The following is a 19,952-nucleotide window of genomic DNA, read 5'->3' as shown; positions in this document are numbered from 1 at the left end:
GCATCTTCAGGAAGTTTTATTGAAATAGGGTTATGCTTCCAATTAGTTGAGGTTCATGGAAAATACAGGTTTTTAAGGTTCTTCAGTGGCCACTATCACCATTCATTGCCCCCGTTATCAGTCAGCCTTGGTTTATCGTTATGGACAAAATCCTAAAGGTCGTGACCGCTTTCGATGCCGTGAATGCCATCGCGTATTTCTGCTCACTTATACTTATGGGGCCCTCATCTGCGAACTTGATGAACAATGGGGTTTCGTTGGCAGTAAAGCCCGACAACACTGGCTCTGGTACGCGTATAACACCAAAACAGACGGCGTGGTGGCCTACACCTTCGGTCCCCGTACGGATGAAACCTGCCGGGATTTACTGGCGTTGTTGGCTCCTCTCAGTATTGGCATGATAACCAGTGATGACTGGGGCAGTTATGCCAGAGAAGTACCGAAAGAGAAGCATCTGACCGGCAAAATTTTTACTCAGCGCATTGAACGAAACAACCTGACGCTGCGCACCCGAATAAAACGCCTCACCCGTAAAACAATCTGCTTCTCACGCTCTATCGAACTCCATGAAAAAGTCATCGGGGCCTTTATTGAAAAATACATGTTCTACTAATTGGAGGTATTACCATTTTTTATTAAGCTAACAATTTTATAACCAAAGGCTAAATACTTAAATCGGAACACAGAATATTGCTGTCAGTAGATATGTTTTTATTGTTGATATATCTGATCTTACACCACTTACCATCTACGCTTACAGATAACAAATTAACTTTATCATTTCTAATAAGATATGTCTTTTTTACATTAAAAAATGAATCATAAAAAAAAGATTTAGACTTCTTAATGTAAATCGCAGGATATAATAAACACTCATTGGTTTCTGAGGCCTTTGGAACTGCTTTTTTTAGTTCAATATTTCCATTGGAAATTTCCTCAGACATTATTTCTGTCTGTTGAGGGTTTTGAATGTTATATATAACCCATGGGTTATTAGCAAAAACCCTACACTCACCATTGTTAGTTACAGATAGAATTGAGTAATTATCATCCAACATTGCTTGCTTGTTATTATACAGTTTATATAATAATTCATTTTTGCTATTATAGATTACAATTGGTAGGTAAGCCATATTACCATTTAATATTAAGCTAGTGTCCGTAGAGTCCATGACGGTTTCAATTTCGTTAACCTTCTGATCTATGTAATCAGAATATCTTTCCGGCGATATAATATTTAACCCACAAACCCCCTCCTTTACCAACACTCCATTTTTTTTACTTTTAATGTTAGAATATAAACAATCGATGTTAAATTTATCATTACTGTAATTTAGGGTAGCATAAACAGTGGAGTCATGTAGTGACTGTCCATCAGCTATAATCGCTGGGGCACTAGAAAAAAAATCGAATGAATAAGAGGGGTTTCCTGTATAATCTTCCTCAAATTTCAATATCCCTATTTTTTTACCATTTTGCGCATAAATCTCATTATTTGATTTATCATATCCATATGTCACTGTATCTTTGGCAAAAACAACCATTGAATGACCAGTTAAAGCGACCATCAATATAGCCGTATACTTGTTCATATCTAGAATTCCGTAGGGACAGAAGATGTTTTTTCTAAAATAGATTGGAATTTATTAGCGTAAGATGCTATTAAAACCTTTTGATCATTACCGTTAATAACCTTTCTAGCACTTTCATAATCTACTCCACCATTGTTGATATATGATGAAACCTTTTTACCTGTAAATATGCCATCTTCCATTCCCCAAACCATAATTGGCACCGCATGTTTGAAATCACCTGCGAGATCTGGCTGGTCTATATAGTCTGGTCCAAATTTATCTTTCGCTTTCTGATAGTTATTTTTCCACGTGAGATGGACACAACCTCGCCCTCGATATTTATATCCGTCGCCCTGTTGAGTATTTCCATTAGCTATGGCTCTGTTTTTCCATGATTGTGTTTCAGCAAGTACAGGGTCGTATTTATTAAAATAACTCATACTTCCAACCTCTGGTTGCTCACTAAAATACTCACCCGTAGTGAAATGATATGTCTCATGTCTTGCTGTTGCTAGCATATAAGACAGTCGATATAAGTTAGGCTTATATTCCGTTGAGTCTAAATAAAAATCATTCATACTTATCAATAATTTTCTTAGATTATTTTTTGAACCCTGATTCAATTTTGGTGTATTCGGTGAGAATGAAACATGTTCTTTTTCATATAGTCCAAGGAAAGCTTCAACATTAATTAACTCTGTTGATATTTTAAATACCTCCAAAAACACCACCGGATGAAAATGCCACACGGGCTCACCCTGATTAAACGGGGCTACTTTGCTCATCCATTCCATATCCCCTTGCCACTTCTCACAGTATTGTGTCTCTAGCACATCAAGGTCTTTATAAAATCCTTCCCACCTACCCGTCGAACGACCTCCAAACCATTCACTGTGGTGCTTCACTACCAGCCTGTTTGTTGTGGTCAACACATACCGGACACTTTCATAGCCTCTTTCCACTGTTCTTCATAGGCAACCGGTGTAACTCCCCCGGTATAGCTGTGAGGGCGACGACAGTTATAATAGTCGCTCAACCAATCGCTAATATCGCGTATCGCATGGTTAATATCCCTATAACCCTCACGGGGCACCCACTCACTTTTCAGGCTGCGGAACAACCTTTCCATCGGGGAATTATCCCAGCAATTCCCTCGTCGACTCATACTTTGTATTACTCCGTTACGCCATAACAGTTGCCGATATTTCTTACTGCTATACTGACTTCCCTGATCTGAATGAAATATCAATCTGCCTATCGGCTGTCTGACTTCCAGTGCGTTACGCAAGGCACGACAAACCAACTCCGCATCCGGGCTCGACGACATTGCATAACCGACAACTCGCCGAGAGTACAAATCTATTATTACAGCCAGATAGCTCCAACCACTTCCAGTGCGAATGAAGCTAATATCTCCACACCACAACTTGTTCGGCTCTTCCGGGGCAAACTGTCGCTTGACTATATTGGGTGAAGCGACAGCCTCTTCACGGCATACCCGATAACGATGAGCACCCGGCTGGCTGCTTTCAAGTCCACATTCCTGCATCAGACGACGTGACAGCCAACGTCCTACCTGATGTCCTTCCATGCAGAGTAACCGGCTGATTGTTCGGCTACCCGCAGCACCCCGGCTCTGGGCATGCAACTCACGTATTCGACTACGTAATCGTAACCGTTCAACGTCAACGCCCTGTTGCTGGCGGGCATAATATGCACTGCGTGATACCTTAAATAGGCGACATAACTCGCTCACCGGCCACTGTTGGCTCAGCCGTGTGATTAACGTATAGACTTGATGGGCATCTCGCTCATCAACACGGCCGCCTGCTTTAAAATTTCTTTTTCCATCTCCAAACGCGTGACCTGAGCCCTCAGGCTCTGGAGCTCACGCTGCTCTGGAGTTAATGCGACCCCCACAGGCGTCACCCCCTGTAATTCAGCATGATACTGCTTTATCCACTTACGTAACTGGCTCGGATCCAGCTCAAGTGAGCGGGCAACATCCAGCACCCGAAGTTGGTATTTCACCACTTGCTCAATCGCCTCCAGCTTAAATTCTGGAGAAAACCGTCGTTTGGTTTGTCGTTGTTTGGTCATTTGGAACCCTCAATTAGCTGTTGTTACATTAACAGGCTTTCGAGGTGTCCGGGATTAGTGAACCACAACAGTTTACTACCTCTCTCACCAGCGAGTCTCTCACCGTCAGCGCTTGCCTGATTTCTTCAGCACTCACTTTACCATCACGGTTACTGTCCATCTTCACCATCAAGTCACGGTAAAACTTCGGTACTAGGTTGTACTGATGATTTCCCTGCTCTGCCGCACGACTTATTTTCCCGAAAACTTCCGGTACCCAATTTTCATAAGGGCTGTTCATCATATCGCCGTTGCTGCTTTCCTCCAGCGGCTGAAATCCCTGTTTCAACAGGTCATATTGCCCAATTTCCTCCACATTATCCTGTGGTAGCCAGCCACTGCCTGACACTTTGTACCACCATTTGGTAGCCTCATCTTGGACTGGGGTGGTGGAATCTCTGGGCAGGAGGCACTGTTTCCCAAGATCCGTTGTGGTTGCCACAAACTCTTCCGGCTCCCCTTCTCCCTGTCGGATATAGAGCTGCTTGCCCTTCAGGGCGCTGACAAATCTCTTTTCTCCCTTTACATCACCTGGGTTAGACAAAAATCTCGGCATTCTCGGATCGGCACTCAGCACCTCAAGGTGTACAAACCAATCCTTGTCAACCAGTCCTCCTCTTATGCCGGGTGACTCCATACATCCCATAAAACCCACCGGCGTTCCGGCGCTGACTTTCCACTCGTCAGTTTCGTCCGTCAGGACTACCGAGTTAAACTCTCCCTTATCCTGCGCCTTAATCATCCACGCAGGCATCAGATCGGCAATTTCACCATCCGGCTCCATCAGTTCAGGATCTAGCGTCACCCAGTACTGTTTATCACTTGCACGCTTACCCTTCAGTAGCCGTACAAGCCCAAAAGTAACGAGTGATGTCTGCCCATTCTTTTTGACGTAAAAACGTCCGGTACGAGATGAGACCACCCGTTCGCCCGCGTTCAGCCTTTTTTTACTGTTGCTCGATGCCGCATAAGTGCCGAATTCTCCACTATCCTCACCTTCCGGCAGGCCATTTTGTCCTTTGATGTAATTACGGAGCAAAATATTGGTACGACCGGCTTTTACTTTGTAACAAGGAGAAGCCGGATAATCCGATGCCGGAGCCAAATGCATATACAGATTGTAGAAATCCAGCCAAGTGCTTTCTTGTTCTGGGTCTGGCATGCACGTCGATTTCACCAATACAAATGTACTGCTGAAACGCAATTCTTCGCCACAATAGGGAGCCGTAAGGTAATCACGGTTCAACCGGTAAGCCACCAAGATCCCGTCTGCCATAAATTGCAGGGGAACCGGATCGCCCATATTGATCGCATCCGGATTCAGCGCAGAGAAAGGTTGCGTGATATCGCTGATATGTATTCCGCCATGCCACAACCCATTCGCGCCCAATAACCAGGAGCCGTGCGCCTCTGCGTCAATAAGTCGCATCACCTCATCTTGCGAACGAAATTCCTGTCCATTGGTGTTTCTAAAGGGGTAACAGATCTTCATGAATGTTCCTTAGCGTGAAAACTTTCCTTGCCGCCGTGGTGAAACGAGTTCCAACGTATTCTTATTAAAGGTCTGGCTTATACCTTTCAGAGAATCCCCTTTACCCGTCACCCAATAATCCGCGGCCTTCACGATATAGTCCCCCGCCGAACCGTGCTCTATCCCGTTTTGACTCAGCTTCAGATATGAGCCGTCGCCATTGAGCATCAATAGATAGGTTTTTCATCGCACCGATATCAAGGTACCGTTTTGATGAAAATAAAGATAAGCTCGCTTGTTGCTAACATAGCGCTATTTTCTTTATTTCTGCATTACAATAAAAAACAAAAAAACATGCGAAAATTTCACTTAATTGCTTTACTTTAAATGATCTATTTATCAAAAAGACACTTTAGAACCTATCATTATAACCATTTTGACCACTATTAACTGACAACAAATTAGATCATTGAATTAGCATTAGATATAAAGAGAATGGATAGATTTTACTTCTATCAGCATTTCTCCACTCACCTTTAAACTGACCATCATTAACCTGCCCATTAAATAACTCCATTCCATTTTTCACATATGCAGTTAAATTTATATTATCACCACTCTTCTTTCCAACTAACTTTATATTTTCTTTGATTTTATCATAATAGTAATATCCAGTTGCATTGTCGCCTTCAAAATCAAGGTGAAGTTTAATTCTAATTTTACCATTCAACTTACCTATATAGTCAGCCGAATTAATAACGAGTTCACAATTAGATTTACAACCTAAATCATCAGTGCTAATGGAATCTGTATCTTTTGAATCCAATGCTACTAAAGTCATATTCCCCTTAAGCATTCCATCTGAAATTTTTGCAATATCAAAAAACATATCATTACCAGCATAACTGTTATTATATGGAAGCGTTAGTTTACTTTCACATATAGATGAGAATCTTACCAGTAAAGATTTTTCATCACTTTTCGGTAATGCATTATGTTTTAAATCACATTGTTCACCTGACCATTCTTTTTTTCTTTTTTTAAAATTCATAGAACTTTCAAAGTAATAATACCTCACATTACCCAGCACATCCTTAATATATCGAAAGGTTAACAACTCCATTGATCTTTCATTGCCAAAGTTCTCTTTCAATAAAGCATATTTCTCATTTACCTTATATAGTGATACACTTTCCATAGTGCTATTCATCTCTGACTCTGGAAATATTTTACTTCCGCTGACTGAATCAATTAATGATACACTATAGTTTACTTGGTCAACCTCATTATTTTTTTCAAGTAACACACTGCACTCTGAATTATTACCACTGTAACAGTAGACATTTTCAAGATCACCATTTGCATATGCATGCAAAGAAAATAGAAAAAAACAAAAAACACCAAGACATCTACATGGATTCATTTATTATAACCTCAAAAAGCTCCGCAAAATCTTGAAATTCACCCGCTTTGTCTGGGATCCCACGACTATAGCCATTGATAATTAATCTAGCATTAAAATAGTCTCTTTTCCCTCCCCCCAAATAACCATCGAGAGTATGTCCAGTTCTAAACACACCATCTCTCATTCCTTTCATCATTATTGACACTGCTGTATTTTCCTCAAGACAAAAGTCTGGGTTAGTTACAATATCAGCTCCAGTTACCTTCATGAATTTTTCATAATTAATCTTCCATGTTAACTGTACTAACCCTCGTCCTCTATACCGATAACCATCACCAATACTCGCATTATGGTTCAAAATAGCTCTACGTCTATTAGTCGCAGTTGGGCCAGAACCATAATCATGTTCTGCTTGCTCATATGAGATACCCTCACTTATTGGTTTAAAGAACACACTTCTTCTGAAGTCATATGATTCTATTCTTACTGTCGCTAACATATAGGCGACAAATTTCTCATTGAATGAGTCAAAATAGTTATAATATTGGGACTTCATTTCATATAAAAGACTTCGTAATGAAATCTCAGACTCTTGATTTAGTTGAGGGATATTTATTTTATTACCACGTTCGTAGAAACCAAAAACAATATGATGCTGCTCTTTATATTTGGAGATAAACGCTTCAATATCGAACCAATCCATCTGTATTTTAAAAGCCTCCAAAAACACCACCGGATGAAAATGCCACACGGGCTCACCCTGATTAAACGGGGCTACTTTGCTCATCCATTCCATATCCCCTTGCCACTTCTCACAGTATTGTGTCTCTAGCACATCAAGGTCTTTATAAAATCCTTCCCACCTACCCGTCGAACGACCTCCAAACCATTCACTGTGGTGCTTCACTACCAGCCTGTTTACTACCTCTCTCACCAGCGAGTCTCTCACCGTCAGCGCTTGCCTGATTTCTTCAGCACTCACTTTACCATCACGGTTACTGTCCATCTTCACCATCAAGTCACGGTAAAACTTCGGTACTAGGTTGTACTGATGATTTCCCTGCTCTGCCGCACGACTTATTTTCCCGAAAACTTCCGGTACCCAATTTTCATAAGGGCTGTTCATCATATCGCCGTTGCTGCTTTCCTCCAGCGGCTGAAATCCCTGTTTCAACAGGTCATATTGCCCAATTTCCTCCACATTGTCCTGTGGTAGCCAGCCACTGCCTGACACTTTGTACCACCATTTGGTAGCCTCATCTTGGACTGGGGTGGTGGAATCTCTGGGCAGGAGGCACTGTTTCCCAAGATCCGTTGTGGTTGCCACAAACTCTTCCGGCTCCCCTTCTCCCTGTCGGATATAGAGCTGCTTGCCCTTCAGGGCGCTGACAAATCTCTTTTCTCCCTTTACATCACCTGGGTTAGACAAAAATCTCGGCATTCTCGGATCGGCACTCAGCACCTCAAGGTGTACAAACCAATCCTTGTCAACCAGTCCTCCTCTTATGCCGGGTGACTCCATACATCCCATAAAACCCACCGGCGTTCCGGCGCTGACTTTCCACTCGTCAGTTTCGTCCGTCAGGACTACCGAGTTAAACTCTCCCTTATCCTGCGCCTTAATCATCCACGCAGGCATCAGATCGGCAATTTCACCATCCGGCTCCATCAGTTCAGGATCTAGCGTCACCCAGTACTGTTTATCACTTGCACGCTTACCCTTCAGTAGCCGTACAAGCCCAAAAGTAACGAGTGATGTCTGCCCATTCTTTTTGACGTAAAAACGTCCGGTACGAGATGAGACCACCCGTTCGCCCGCGTTCAGCCTTTTTTTACTGTTGCTCGATGCCGCATAAGTGCCGAATTCTCCACTATCCTCACCTTCCGGCAGGCCATTTTGTCCTTTGATGTAATTACGGAGCAAAATATTGGTACGACCGGCTTTTACTTTGTAACAAGGAGAAGCCGGATAATCCGATGCCGGAGCCAAATGCATATACAGATTGTAGAAATCCAGCCAAGTGCTTTCTTGTTCTAGGTCTGGCATGCACGTCGATTTCACCAATACAAATGTACTGCTGAAACGCAATTCTTCGCCACAATAGGGAGCCGTAAGGTAATCACGGTTCAACCGGTAAGCCACCAAGATCCCGTCTGCCATAAATTGCAGGGGAACCGGATCGCCCATATTGATCGCATCCGGATTCAGCGCAGAGAAAGGTTGCGTGATATCGCTGATATGTATTCCGCCATGCCACAACCCATTCGCGCCCAATAACCAGGAACCGTGCGCCTCTGCGTCAATAAGTCGCATCACCTCATCTTGCGAACGAAATTCCTGTCCATTGGTGTTTCTAAAGGGGTAACAGATCTTCATGAATGTTCCTTAGCGTGAAAACTTTCCTTGCCGCCGTGGTGAAACGAGTTCCAACGTATTCTTATTAAAGGTCTGGCTTATACCTTTCAGAGAATCCCCTTTACCCGTCACCCAATAATCCGCGGCCTTCACGATATAGTCCCCCGCCGAACCGTGCTCTATCCCGTTTTGACTCAGCTTCAGATATGAGCCGTCGCCATTCAACGTCAATGTTTCTGGGGTGCTAATAACAATATCTCCATCACAGCTGGTGATACTGACCTGCTGTTGCGCAGCTAACGCCATGGTGTTGTGCTGCGCCTGCATCTCCACCGTCCCCTGATTCGCAACCAGCTTCGCACCCGCCTTATGTACAAACAACCCCAGCGCCTTTTCTACCGTCACCGACAGGTTTTTGACTGCGCCGATATCAAGGTGCTGGCCAGCGTTAATCATCGTGTTACCGGTGCTGGTCAGTTGAAGATGCTCGCCGGAGGTCAGTGCCACGCCTTGTGGTGCACTCGTCAGTAACACCGCAGACTGCAGGTTTTTCAGCCTGTCGCTCACCAGATTCAACTGCGTGCTGATATCTGACGTCAACGTCTGCGCCTTTTCTGCAGCTCCATTCAATGCCTGCATCTGGCTGTTGGCCTGGTTGAGTTGGTTAACAGCCGGCATCATCTCCAGCACCGGCCCTTGCGCTTTGGCCTGTTCATCTGCCGTCAGGAAAAGACCTTTGCCCGCTCGCACGGCGCCAAATTCGTCCGTGCGCAGCTCAAAACCCGTGCCCCGCTGTTCACGCTGAGCATTAACCAGATGCCCTAAGTTGAGCTGGCTTTTACCGTATTCCGTCGCCAGCTTGATATGCTCTTCCTGCCGCTTATCTTCCATGCGCAGTTTGTTGTTCGTCGGCGTGCGCCAGAGATTACGTGTGTGGTTGTCGCTGGTGACATGGTCGGGGTGTTCAGAATCATGCTGCGCGTAGGCAATATACGGGCGGTCCGGGTCGCCGCTGTCAAACATCACCGAGACTTCCGTACCGTCGAGTAATGGCGCATGCCAGCCATAGGTATCACCCGCATAAGGTTTTGCCATCCGTAGCCACAGATAGGCATACCCCTGTTCGCGGCTGTGACGGTCAAAGTCCAGCTTCACCCGGTAACGTCCCTGCTCGTCCAAGTGCGCGTAGATGTCGTTTTTCTCACTACTCTCAACACGTGCGGGCAAAGAGCCGGAGATTATCGGTCGCTTGAGCAATGCCGGACGAAAGCAAACCGTTTCGCTGTAAGGAATGCCTTCAAACTCAAGCTGGAAGCTGTTTTTACGTGAACCACTAGTGCGAACAGTGGTGATGACAATGCCGTCTTTTACTGCATCCGGCAAGCCGCTGTCGGTTTCCAACACCTGCCCGGGGGCCAGATGAGGACGGGAGGAGCGTCCACTGACGCGGTATTGCGCATTCAGAATACGTTCATGACGCAGTCGGGCAAAATACGCTCCGGTTTCCGGGCTCTCGGTATCCCCTTCTGACAGAAACGGCTCCGCATAATGGTAGGTCTCGCCGGCGGTGATGCCTTCCTTGCCACTGAGACTTTCCGCGCTGTCCTGCGGTATCAGCGCCTGACGGTAGTTGTAATCCCGCGTCGCAACACTGCCACTGACGACGTTGTATGCCGTATGAATACCCCAGAGACTTTCCTGCCCACTGTCACTCATCCCGGCCGGGTTACGCAGCGGCACGGTCACACCAAACTGGTACTGTTCCTGACTGTCTTGGAATATCACCACATCTTGCTCTCGGCGGCTGTCCATCTCAAAGCGCCAGAAAATACCCACTTCCGCCAGCAGACGCTGAACAAACGCCAAGTCGGTTTCCCGCCACTGAGTCATCAGCTCCCGCGCCGGATAGTCACGTGACAGACGAAATTCAAAGTCTGGCCCTTCCAGCCCATGCTTACGCAGCACCTGCTCCACAACGTCAATAACAGACTGATTGAGGAAAACCTCACTACCCTTAGTCCGTGCCAGCAGAGCAATACGCGGCACCAAGGTCAGTGCATAAACGGTGTCTTCTTTCGAAGTGGACACCCGGCGGAACGATTCAACGAGGCCGAAGACGGTACGCACCGGCACGGCAGGTGCACCGGTAAACATCGGCGTCTGGAGCGTGAACGAGCCGGGTTTCAGCAGCAAGGTATCGCAAACAATATCCGGCGAAGAACAGGTGACAGACACCTCATAACGCCAAGGTTGACTGAGAGACTCAACCGCGCTGAAACGCAGCACATCCAGAAAATCCGCGCAGCCATGCACATCCATCCGATAGCGTGACTGACCCAGTAATTGCTTTACCAAACTAGACCCAGTGTTAATCAGGGACTCATTCATGGTCGCAATCCTTCAATCGGTTCATCAAATGCCAGCACAATCCCTTCCTCTTCATCCCAATTTAGCGATAGGGATGATGGTTTTTGCTGTGCACCCATATGGCTTAATAATTGCTGGCTCAGGACCGGCAGGATTTGCTGATTGAGCAGGCTGTCGACATTACGCGCGCCGGTATCCGGTAACAGACAAGCGGCGGTGAGGGTGTCATAGAGGCTATCACCGATATGGGTGGAAATACCGTAATGGCGCTGCAAACGTTGGCTGACCTGAGCCAGTTTGATGCCGACAATGGTGCGCATGGCGACTGAATCCAACGGGCGATAAATCAAGGTTTGGAAACGCGCCAGCAGTGCCGGTTGGAAGTGGTCGCGCAGTATCGGGCGCAGCAGTTCGTGTAACTCGCCGTCTGTCGCCTCCGGTTGTTCGTCCAGCAACGCCATCAGCGGGTCACTGCCGAGGTTGGCGGTCATCAGGATAACGGTGTTGCGAAAATCAATCTCGCGCCCTTCACCGTCGCGCATAAAGCCACGGTCAAATACCTGATAAAACAGGTTCAGCACATCGCGGTGGGCTTTTTCCACTTCGTCGAGCAATACAACGCTGTACGGACGCTTGCGCACCGCTTCTGTCAGGATACCGCCCTGCCCGTAACCGACGTAGCCCGGTGGGGAGCCTTTCAACTGGCTAACGGTGTGCGCTTCTTGGTATTCACTTAGGTTGATGGTAATCAGCGACTTCTCACCACCGAACAGCGTATCCGCCAATTGGAGGGCAGTTTCCGTTTTACCGACACCACTTGGACCAACTAACAGGAATACCCCCAACGGTCCGTTCTCTGGCGTCAGGCCGGTTTTGGCGGCACGCAGTCGCTGCGCCAGTGCCGATAACGCCGCTTCCTGCCCAATCACCCGCTCGCCCAGTTGGTGCTCCAGTTGCAGCAAGCTGGCCTGTTCATCTTTCAGCAAACTGCCCAGCGGTACGCCGGTCCAGTCGGCAATCACCGTGGCGACCGTGCGTGCATCCACATCCAGCGACAACAACGGCTGAAGACCTTGCAGTTCGGTCAATTGCCGCTGCAAATCGGCACGTTCAGCGGCACGGCTGATATCCATTCGCGCCGCCAGCAGTTGCTCCGTCAGTTCACGCTCTTGTAGGTATTGCGTTTCCAACTGGGTTTGGCGTTGTTGCAGGCTGTGACACTGGTCGCTGATATCCGCCAACCGCGCCGGATGGGCGACGGCGCTCAGCACCACGTCCTGTTCAATCGCCTGCTGCTCCATCGCTAATGCCGCCAATTCGGCTTTGATGTGTACCAACTGCTCTGGCTCGGTATCCAGACTCATGCGCACCCGCGCACTGGCGGTATCGAGCAAATCGACCGCTTTGTCCGGCAGTTGACGACCGGTCAGATAACGGCGTGATAGCGTGACCGCCGTCTGTACTGCGGCGTCCTGAATATGCACGCCGTGGTGCTCGGCATAACGACTCTTTAACCCGCGCAGCATCAGGCAAGCGGTGGCATCATCCGGTTCATCCACTTTCACCATCTGGAAACGGCGCTCTAACGCTGCATCTCGCTCAAAATACTGTTTATATTCACTCCAGGTGGTCGCAGCGATGGTGCGCAGTTCGCCACGCGCCAGCGCCGGTTTCAGCAGGTTGGCCGCATCGGCTCCCCCTGCCTGATTACCCGCACCGATGATGGTGTGCGCTTCGTCGATAAACAGCAGCACCGGCTCCGGCGATTGCTGCACCGCTTCAATCACGTTTTTCAGCCGCTGTTCGAACTCGCCTTTTACACCTGCCCCGGCCTGCAGTAACCCTAAGTCCAGCGTGCGCACACTGACGTTTTTCAAGCTACTCGGCACATTCCCTTCGGCCACCCGCAGCGCCAATCCTTCGACCAAGGCGGTTTTACCCACGCCCGGCTCACCCACCAAAATCGGGTTGTTTTTACGGCGGCGCGAGAGGATGTCGATCATCTGGCGGATTTCAGTATCACGCCCAAACACCGGGTCAATCTGGTTGGCTTTCGCTTTGGCGGTGACATCGAGGGTGAATTTATCCAGTGCCGCTTGCAAAGCATCCCCTAGCCCATGTGGCGGCGTATTCAGGGAGGTTGGGCTGTCAATCTGTTCACCGGGGACGACAAGCTCCGCCTGCTGTTGCACCTCTGGCCGTTCTTCGGATTGCGCATCCAGCAACGGCTGCAAACGTTGCAACTGCACCGTGCTCAGGCTCAATAATGGCCAAACCGCATCGCTCTCTAACAGGGAGGATTGATTAATTAAGGCGGCGAACAGATTCACCGAGCGTATTGATTCATTGCCCGCTTGTAGAGACGCGTCCATCCACGCCTGTTGAATGGCCCGCTGTAATTTGGCCGACAGCTGCGGTTTGCCCTTGATGCTGCGCGGTAAGGTCTCCAGATGTGCCAGCAGTCCTTGCCACAACGCATCCATGTCCCACTCGTAGCGGCGGGCAATCACCGTGATATCCCCTTCGCCCTGCTCCAGCAGTTTGAGTAACCAATGTTCGAGGGTGATTTCAGCATGAGCGCGGGTCTGGCACAGCGTGGCCGCCGAGGCCAGCGCCTGCGCGCAATACGGGTTGAGTCGACGTAACAGCTGTGCGGAAGGGTAAGTCATCAATTCGTCCTTGGTTGGGGGGCCTGATGGGGAAGGTGCAGGCACGCTACCGCCCATAGCCGTTTCCTGTTCGGAGACCGAGGCCCATAGGGTCAATGGTGCAATATGTTTTTTTGCTCAATATCCGCCGCGCAGACACTGAGCAAAAAAGGCAGAAGGTCACCCCTCTGCCCTGTAGGTATTACGCGGTGGTACGTTCGTTCCAAGAGTCGGAATGAATGATGTTGCCGTCTTTGTAGGTCCAGGTGATTTTTTCGTAGCGCAGCTCGAGCTGCTCCAGGTGGTTGTGCTTCTCTTTACCCGGGTCTTTGATGTCGTGCATCTTCGGCGCCACTTTCACCACCTTCACGTTTTCCAACTTGGTGTTGAAGTACTCGACTTCCTGACCGGCGTCGTCAATTTTGTACCATTTGAACTCGGCAGATTTCAGGGTCTGGCCCGTACTCACCGCCTTGTACAGATACGGTGTGGACGAGTCGATTTCCTTGGTAAACACGAATGGCGTGTGAACACGGGTACCGGTCAATTTGCCGGTGTTGTTGTCGGTTGGGATGTACAGGTTATGGTCCTGCGCCACCACTTCGATGCTGCCTTCACGGCTTTGCACATCCACCGAACCTTTGATGTCCGCACCGCCGTCGTCTTTCAGCCACAAATAGACTGGAATTGCCATAATTTACTTCTCCATTTTTTGGGGTGATACGTCACGTTCATCCGGTGACGTTGCTGTTACGCCGGGTACCTGACAGGCATCCGCCTGCGGTACCAGACTGATTTCGACACGCCGGTTTTGCGCACGACCCTCCGGCGTTTCGTTTGATACTATTGGCCGGCTGTCGCCGTAGCCCTGCACCGCAAAACAACTTTCCGGCACATCGCCGGTATCGCGCATCCAGTCGCGTACAGCTTGCGCACGCTGTTGAGATAGCACCTGATTGCGTTGTGGGTTACCGGTGCTGTCGGTATGCCCGCTGACCACAATCAGCCAACCGGGTTTGGCTTTAATATCCACCAGAGAATTGACCAGCATTTTGGTTGAGCCAGCCTTCAGTGCGGATTTACCGGAGTCGAACAACGACATGCTGTCGAGGCGAACAATTTTGGGTACCGGTTTGGGTTTCGGTACCGGAGGGGGAACATAGGTATCAATAGTCTGTTGCAGAGCCAACCACAGGCGTTGGCCCGGATAATACCCTAGGCTGTAACGCAACGGTTCCCCTTGGCGCTGCCAGCGTTCAAGCCACAATGCATCCTGTTTCAGTGCCGCCAATGACTGCGCTTTAGGGGCGTAATGCGTCATCGGAATAGCGGACCAGCGCTGTAAATCAGCCCCCACCTTGCGGATGAGACCCCGATTATTGACCGCCGAAAAAACCAGTGCAGCTAGGCCACACAGCCACAGCAGAAGAACAACACGACGAGTGCGCTGCCCGCCCTGTACCGGAGTGGCGAAAGGGGCCAGTAAAGGCAGAACCACATCGGGGAAACGGCTGACAGGCTCAAATTCCTTTATCATCTGAGGAAGCTGCAAGCAGGTGCGACGATAAAGCCAATGTGACCATACTGATTGAGGTTCTGGGTCTGTGGCTCCGGTGCGTAAGGCCACAGCAAAGGAATGAACCGGTGGGGTTAGCCGATCTGCTTTCTCAAGCTCATCCAGCAGCGTCTCACGGATAAAGGCAAAGGCCTGGCTCAGTAGTGGCAGTGCTCCGAGGTTATCTTCTGTCTGTTGCCAGTCTAAGAGCGCTTGCGGCGATGCATTTTCTGGACACACCACTGGCTTGTCGCCGCGAACGATGATCCATGGCGTTGGTGGCCCCGAGAATTCACCACTCAGAACCACGGGCATTGTAAATCCGAGGCGCGCACTCAACTGTCTGACCTGCTGACGAAGTGTTTTCAACGCAGAGCGCAAAACAGCCTCATCCAGATGTTGGTCTGGTAAGCAGAGGTACATCACGGAAAGTTGACCGAGCTGGCGGGGAAATTGCTCCTGAATGCTATACACCACCTCCGTTAACTGGCTGGCCGCACCAACACGTAGCCACCAACCTTGCGCAGTTTTCCGCAGCCGTTGCCCTTGAAATAGCGCATCCAAGCCATCACCACAAACCAGCACAACAGGTCCCTGGGTATCCAGTAGAGGCAAATCTGACAGTGAACCTGTTCCGCCAGCGAGTGGAGCTTGGCGGTGACAACTTCTCCACCCCAGCCAGATGGCTAGGATGGCAATCAACAACGTTGTCAGAGTTTTGAACAGGTTGCCTGCCGGAACGAAATACCACAGTAGCCACAGCAACGCAGCAGCGCCCACCACGATATGTAAGACAACAGAGGCGATGAGGGATTTACGCATTAACGTGGCAGCTCCGGTATTTGCGCGGACAACAGCGCCTGGAGCCACAGATGCCCTCCCCACCAGACGACACCGGTGAACACGCCTGCCAGTACTACCCAGAACCAGACCGAACGCATCAAGCTGTAACGATGTTTACCCGTTCTGTGGATAACCAGAGATAAACCGGCATCTGGTGGTGGTACACGCTCAGACAGCGCTTTGGCAACATCATCACGTTGCGTTTGGCTCACCGCCTTCAGGCTGTATAACCCTTGGAAGCCCAGTGCAATCACTCGGTGATAACAGATCAATACCGCATTATTCGGGGATGACTGGCGCAGCACATCGGCAATTTTATCCCACAGCGCTTCTCCGGCACGGAGTGAACCAAAGAATCGCGCCTGAAGCGGCGCTTTACGCCAAGCTAGCTGACCTTCATCAACCAGCGGTGTTTCGCCCTCTTCAGGTTTTTCTGGTTTACGACTCATCACAGCTTCATCCAGCAAGGCACATTGGGCATAAGAGATATGCTCAATGCTGGCCTCGTCGTACCCGGCATGTTTCAGTGCCTCACGCACACTTTCAACCTGCTTGCAGCATTTGTCGTAGAGTGCCTCTCCGTCCAACGTTGTCGCCCCCTTCTTCAACAGGGTGACTGTCAGCCAGGTTTCTGCCATCAGTTGGTCAATATCAATGTCTTGTCTCATGATCGCAGCACCGCAAAGAGTTCAAGCTCAAGCGTCCCCAGTAAGGCAGGCACATAGAACAGACAGACGCCCTGCTCCTGCATCTCACGGGCAGCAGTGCTTTCCATATCCAGCGCGAAATACTGGTTTTCCATACGCACTGGCAATGCGGCCGGCACTCGACTTACAGGAATAAGTGGAATCCCCTTGAGGGCAGCGCTGTAGATCTCATTCACATCATCAGGCGAACCTGCTTGGCACAGTGCCGGGAACTTATCGGCTATTTGCCAAGCCGGAATATCGGAGCGTACAGAGAGATACAGATCAGCCTCTTCACGCAGACGGCTATCGTGCAGAGAGGCTTTCCATGTCTGCTCGTCTGGGCGCGACATCTCAAGCGCAATCACCCGCGATGGCAAACTGGCTTCCAGTAAACCAGTGATCAACTCGAACAGCGGCGGGAACGTGTTGGCAGGCTCTGTATGGTCATAACCGGGTATGGCGTCCAGATCATGCTCTAGAGAAAAAGTCAGCATACTGCCCGCCAGTCGAGCCAGTTCTGCCCACACTTGCTCTGGGGGCCTCGCTGGGAAACGCTCATACTCCGTCAGCACCCGTGCATGGGAGTTAAGGGCGTTCAGCAACCAAAACAGGGAAACATCCGCCACGGCAAAATCAGCCAAGCGTTCATTACTCTCGCGGCGCATGGCCATAAGACGCTGACGACGAGAGCGAAGCTGACGGTTTAACAGAACTAAACGCTCGCACAAGGTTGAGCTGGCGGAGAATAACGCCATAGGGGGAATAAACGTCGGATCTTGGCGCCACCCGTTCTGCCCATCACGGATAAGACGAGCAATCGGACAGGTTCTCCATGACTCGTTACTTTCATGGGCAAACCGAACTGAAACATTGAAGCGGGCGACGGCCATCGACTCATCTTCAGAACCGAAGGCATCTTGAACCCGAACCCATTCTTCGCGATAACGCAAAGGCCGGTCAGACGTCACCGTGTCCTGCTGGACATTGACCACACCCGGTTGCATTAAGGGTAATGCAATGACAACCGTCACGACATCAAGGCCCGCAAGCTGCGCGGGATCCAGTTCACGAGGTGCAGGTGGCAGATCGCTACTTTGCGTATCGATAAGAGAACCATCTGAAAGCCAGAGCCGTAACTGTGTGACTTGAATCAACCCGGAAGAAAGCAGTTGTTCATCAAATGCGGTCTTCTCCACCCCCCAAGGGAAGGGAGAGGCCAGAGCGGAAACGCCAGCACTGCGGAAAGATTCCCATTCTGACTGCTGTTGGAACTGCTGAGGGGACAATAATGCCCCCTCGTTCCACAGTGGACGATAAATTTTCATCCCTGCGACCGCCTTAGGCTTTAGCTTTTGGCATTTGTGATACCAATGACAGATTGACGTCCATGCCTTCCACCTGGAAGTGCGGCACCGCATACAGTTTCACGCGGAAGAAGCCCGGGTTGTCCTCGATGTCTTCCACCGTCACCTTGGCATCGCGCAGCGGGTGCGACGCTTGCAAGTCATCGCCCGGATCGGTCATTTCGGTGACTAAGCCACGGATCCAGTTGTTCAGCTCCAGCTCCAACAGACGGCGGTCTTTGGTGGTACCGATGTTTTCACGCTGAATCAGCTTCAGGTAATGAGCGATCCGTGACAGCAAGAAGATGTACGGCAAACGCGCGTTGATGCGGCTGTTGGCCGTCGCATCGACGGTCTCGTACAGCGCGGCTTTCTGCGCCGAGTTGGCGGAGAAGAAGCAGGCGTAGTCGCGGTTTTTGTAGTACGACAGCGGAATAAAGCCTAGATTGGCGAATTCAAATTCGCGAGTTTCCGGGATCATCACTTCGGAAGGGATCTTGACCTGATTGCCCGTCCCCAAATCGTACAAGTGGATCGGCAAGTCCGTCACCGCTCCACCAGCCTGTGGACCACGGATTTGTACGCACCAGCCATTTTTGATGAAGCTTTTCACCATGTTAGCCGCAAAGGCAAATGCCGCATTGGTCCACAGATAACGCTCGTGATCCGGGCCTTTCACTTCTTCGACATAGTTAAAACTGCGCACCGGAATGGTGTCTGGACCGTACGGCAAACGCCCAAGCACACGCGGCATGGTCAGGCCGATGTAACGAGAATCGTCAGAATCGCGGAAGGCTTTCCACTTCAGGTATTCGGCACGGTCAAAGTAGTTGCCGATATCTTTGATGGCCGCCACTTCCTCCATCGAAGATTTTCCGAAGAACGCCGGCCCCACTGCGCCGATAAACGGCATGTGAGCAGCCGCAGCCACTTTGGAAATGTTACGCAGCAGAGCGATATCCTGCGGGCTGCGATCGAACTCGTAATTAGAAATCGCGGCAGCAATCGGCTCACCGCCTGGGGTGTCGTATTCTTGAATATATGTTTGATAATACAAACCGCTTTGGGAGATCTCCGGTGCATCTTCAAAATCCTGTACCAGATGGTCTTTACTGATATCCAGTAGTTCAATGCGTACGTTTTGACGGAAATCGGTCTGATCAATCAGCGACTTCACGCCGCGCCAGGTGGATTCTACGCGTTGGAAATCTGGATGGTGCATCACGGCATCTAACTGGCGGCTAATTTGTGCATCCAATGAGGCAATATGTTGATCAAGCAGGTTTTTATCCAGCTTTTCTACTTTTTGAGAGGATTGCTTCAGCAGTTCCAAAAACACGCTAACGGCGGCAGTCACACGCTCATCGGTAGTGGCATCCGATAGGATGTCGTTGTTCTGGAAGGTATCAATGCCACTCAGTCGCGAAACCGGGCTGAGGTTGATTTTTTCAAACAGTGAGGCGTAAACGCCCTGAGATTCTTTTTCTAATACGACGGTCTCATTACCGTGCGCGGTGCTTTCCTGTACAGACATCAGCATGTTCCTTATCGACTCAATCCGG

14 protein-coding genes are annotated in these 19,952 nt (G+C 49.4%); 1 reads left to right on the top strand and 13 read right to left on the bottom strand.

Annotated features, from left to right (window positions below):
• Positions 1-85 precede the first annotated feature (85 nt).
• A complete protein-coding gene (locus tag AC3ISQ_RS05600) occupies positions 86-613 on the top strand; it encodes an IS1 family transposase (protein ID WP_489351304.1) in 528 nt (175 codons plus the stop codon).
• Between the two features lie 49 nt (positions 614-662).
• Here AC3ISQ_RS05600 and AC3ISQ_RS05595 read toward each other — a convergent pair whose 3' ends face one another.
• The 13 genes from AC3ISQ_RS05595 to tssC all read right to left on the bottom strand — a co-directional run bounded on the left by AC3ISQ_RS05595 (position 663) and on the right by tssC (position 19,930).
• Positions 663-1,592: a hypothetical protein gene (locus tag AC3ISQ_RS05595; RefSeq protein ID WP_489351302.1), complete on the bottom strand. Its 930-nt coding sequence runs from the start codon at positions 1,590-1,592 to the stop codon at positions 663-665.
• Positions 1,593-1,594: 2 nt separating this feature from the next.
• A complete protein-coding gene (locus AC3ISQ_RS05590; protein ID WP_489351300.1) occupies positions 1,595-2,506 on the bottom strand; it encodes a hypothetical protein in 912 nt (303 codons plus the stop codon).
• Positions 2,500-3,674 (bottom strand): IS3 family transposase gene (locus AC3ISQ_RS05585; protein ID WP_489349540.1). Its coding sequence is split into 2 segments (ribosomal slippage): positions 2,500-3,410 and positions 3,410-3,674, totalling 1,176 coding nucleotides; the frame shifts between segments, so codons are not numbered across the junction. The genes AC3ISQ_RS05590 and AC3ISQ_RS05585 overlap by 7 nt, the downstream gene beginning before the upstream one ends.
• Positions 3,675-3,702: 28 nt before the next feature.
• The gene (locus AC3ISQ_RS05580) at positions 3,703-5,205 is read right to left on the bottom strand and encodes an EF-hand domain-containing protein (protein ID WP_489351298.1); all 1,503 of its coding nucleotides are present in this window, start codon (positions 5,203-5,205) and stop codon (positions 3,703-3,705) included.
• Between the two features lie 445 nt (positions 5,206-5,650).
• Positions 5,651-6,490 (bottom strand): hypothetical protein, encoded by an 840-nt coding sequence (locus AC3ISQ_RS05575; protein WP_489351296.1) that lies wholly within the window; start codon positions 6,488-6,490, stop codon positions 5,651-5,653.
• 103 nt (positions 6,491-6,593) lie between these two features.
• Positions 6,594-8,966, bottom strand: coding sequence for a hypothetical protein (locus AC3ISQ_RS05570; RefSeq protein ID WP_489351294.1), 2,373 nt, complete (start codon positions 8,964-8,966; stop codon positions 6,594-6,596).
• Between the two features lie 9 nt (positions 8,967-8,975).
• Positions 8,976-11,333: a type VI secretion system Vgr family protein gene (locus AC3ISQ_RS05565; RefSeq protein ID WP_489351292.1), complete on the bottom strand. Its 2,358-nt coding sequence runs from the start codon at positions 11,331-11,333 to the stop codon at positions 8,976-8,978.
• Entirely contained in the window at positions 11,330-13,981 is a 2,652-nt protein-coding gene (gene tssH, locus AC3ISQ_RS05560) for a type VI secretion system ATPase TssH (RefSeq protein WP_489351290.1), read from the bottom strand. The genes AC3ISQ_RS05565 and tssH overlap by 4 nt, the downstream gene beginning before the upstream one ends.
• A 181-nt stretch (positions 13,982-14,162) precedes the next feature.
• A complete protein-coding gene (locus AC3ISQ_RS05555) occupies positions 14,163-14,654 on the bottom strand; it encodes an Hcp family type VI secretion system effector (protein WP_489351288.1) in 492 nt (163 codons plus the stop codon).
• Positions 14,655-14,657: 3 nt separating this feature from the next.
• On the bottom strand, positions 14,658-16,337 hold the full coding sequence (locus AC3ISQ_RS05550) for an OmpA family protein (RefSeq protein ID WP_489351286.1): 1,680 nt from the start codon (positions 16,335-16,337) through the stop codon (positions 14,658-14,660).
• Positions 16,337-17,026 (bottom strand): type VI secretion system protein TssL, short form, encoded by a 690-nt coding sequence (tssL, locus tag AC3ISQ_RS05545; protein ID WP_489351284.1) that lies wholly within the window; start codon positions 17,024-17,026, stop codon positions 16,337-16,339. The genes AC3ISQ_RS05550 and tssL overlap by 1 nt, the downstream gene beginning before the upstream one ends.
• Positions 17,023-18,372, bottom strand: coding sequence for a type VI secretion system baseplate subunit TssK (gene tssK / locus AC3ISQ_RS05540; RefSeq protein WP_489351282.1), 1,350 nt, complete (start codon positions 18,370-18,372; stop codon positions 17,023-17,025). The genes tssL and tssK overlap by 4 nt, the downstream gene beginning before the upstream one ends.
• Before the next feature lie 13 nt (positions 18,373-18,385).
• A complete protein-coding gene (tssC, locus tag AC3ISQ_RS05535; RefSeq protein ID WP_489351280.1) occupies positions 18,386-19,930 on the bottom strand; it encodes a type VI secretion system contractile sheath large subunit in 1,545 nt (514 codons plus the stop codon).
• Between the last annotated feature and the right edge of the window lie 22 nt (positions 19,931-19,952).

The organism is Serratia sp. KH_031 (assembly GCF_057839655.1).
This window is presented reverse-complemented; position numbering and strand designations above follow the sequence as displayed.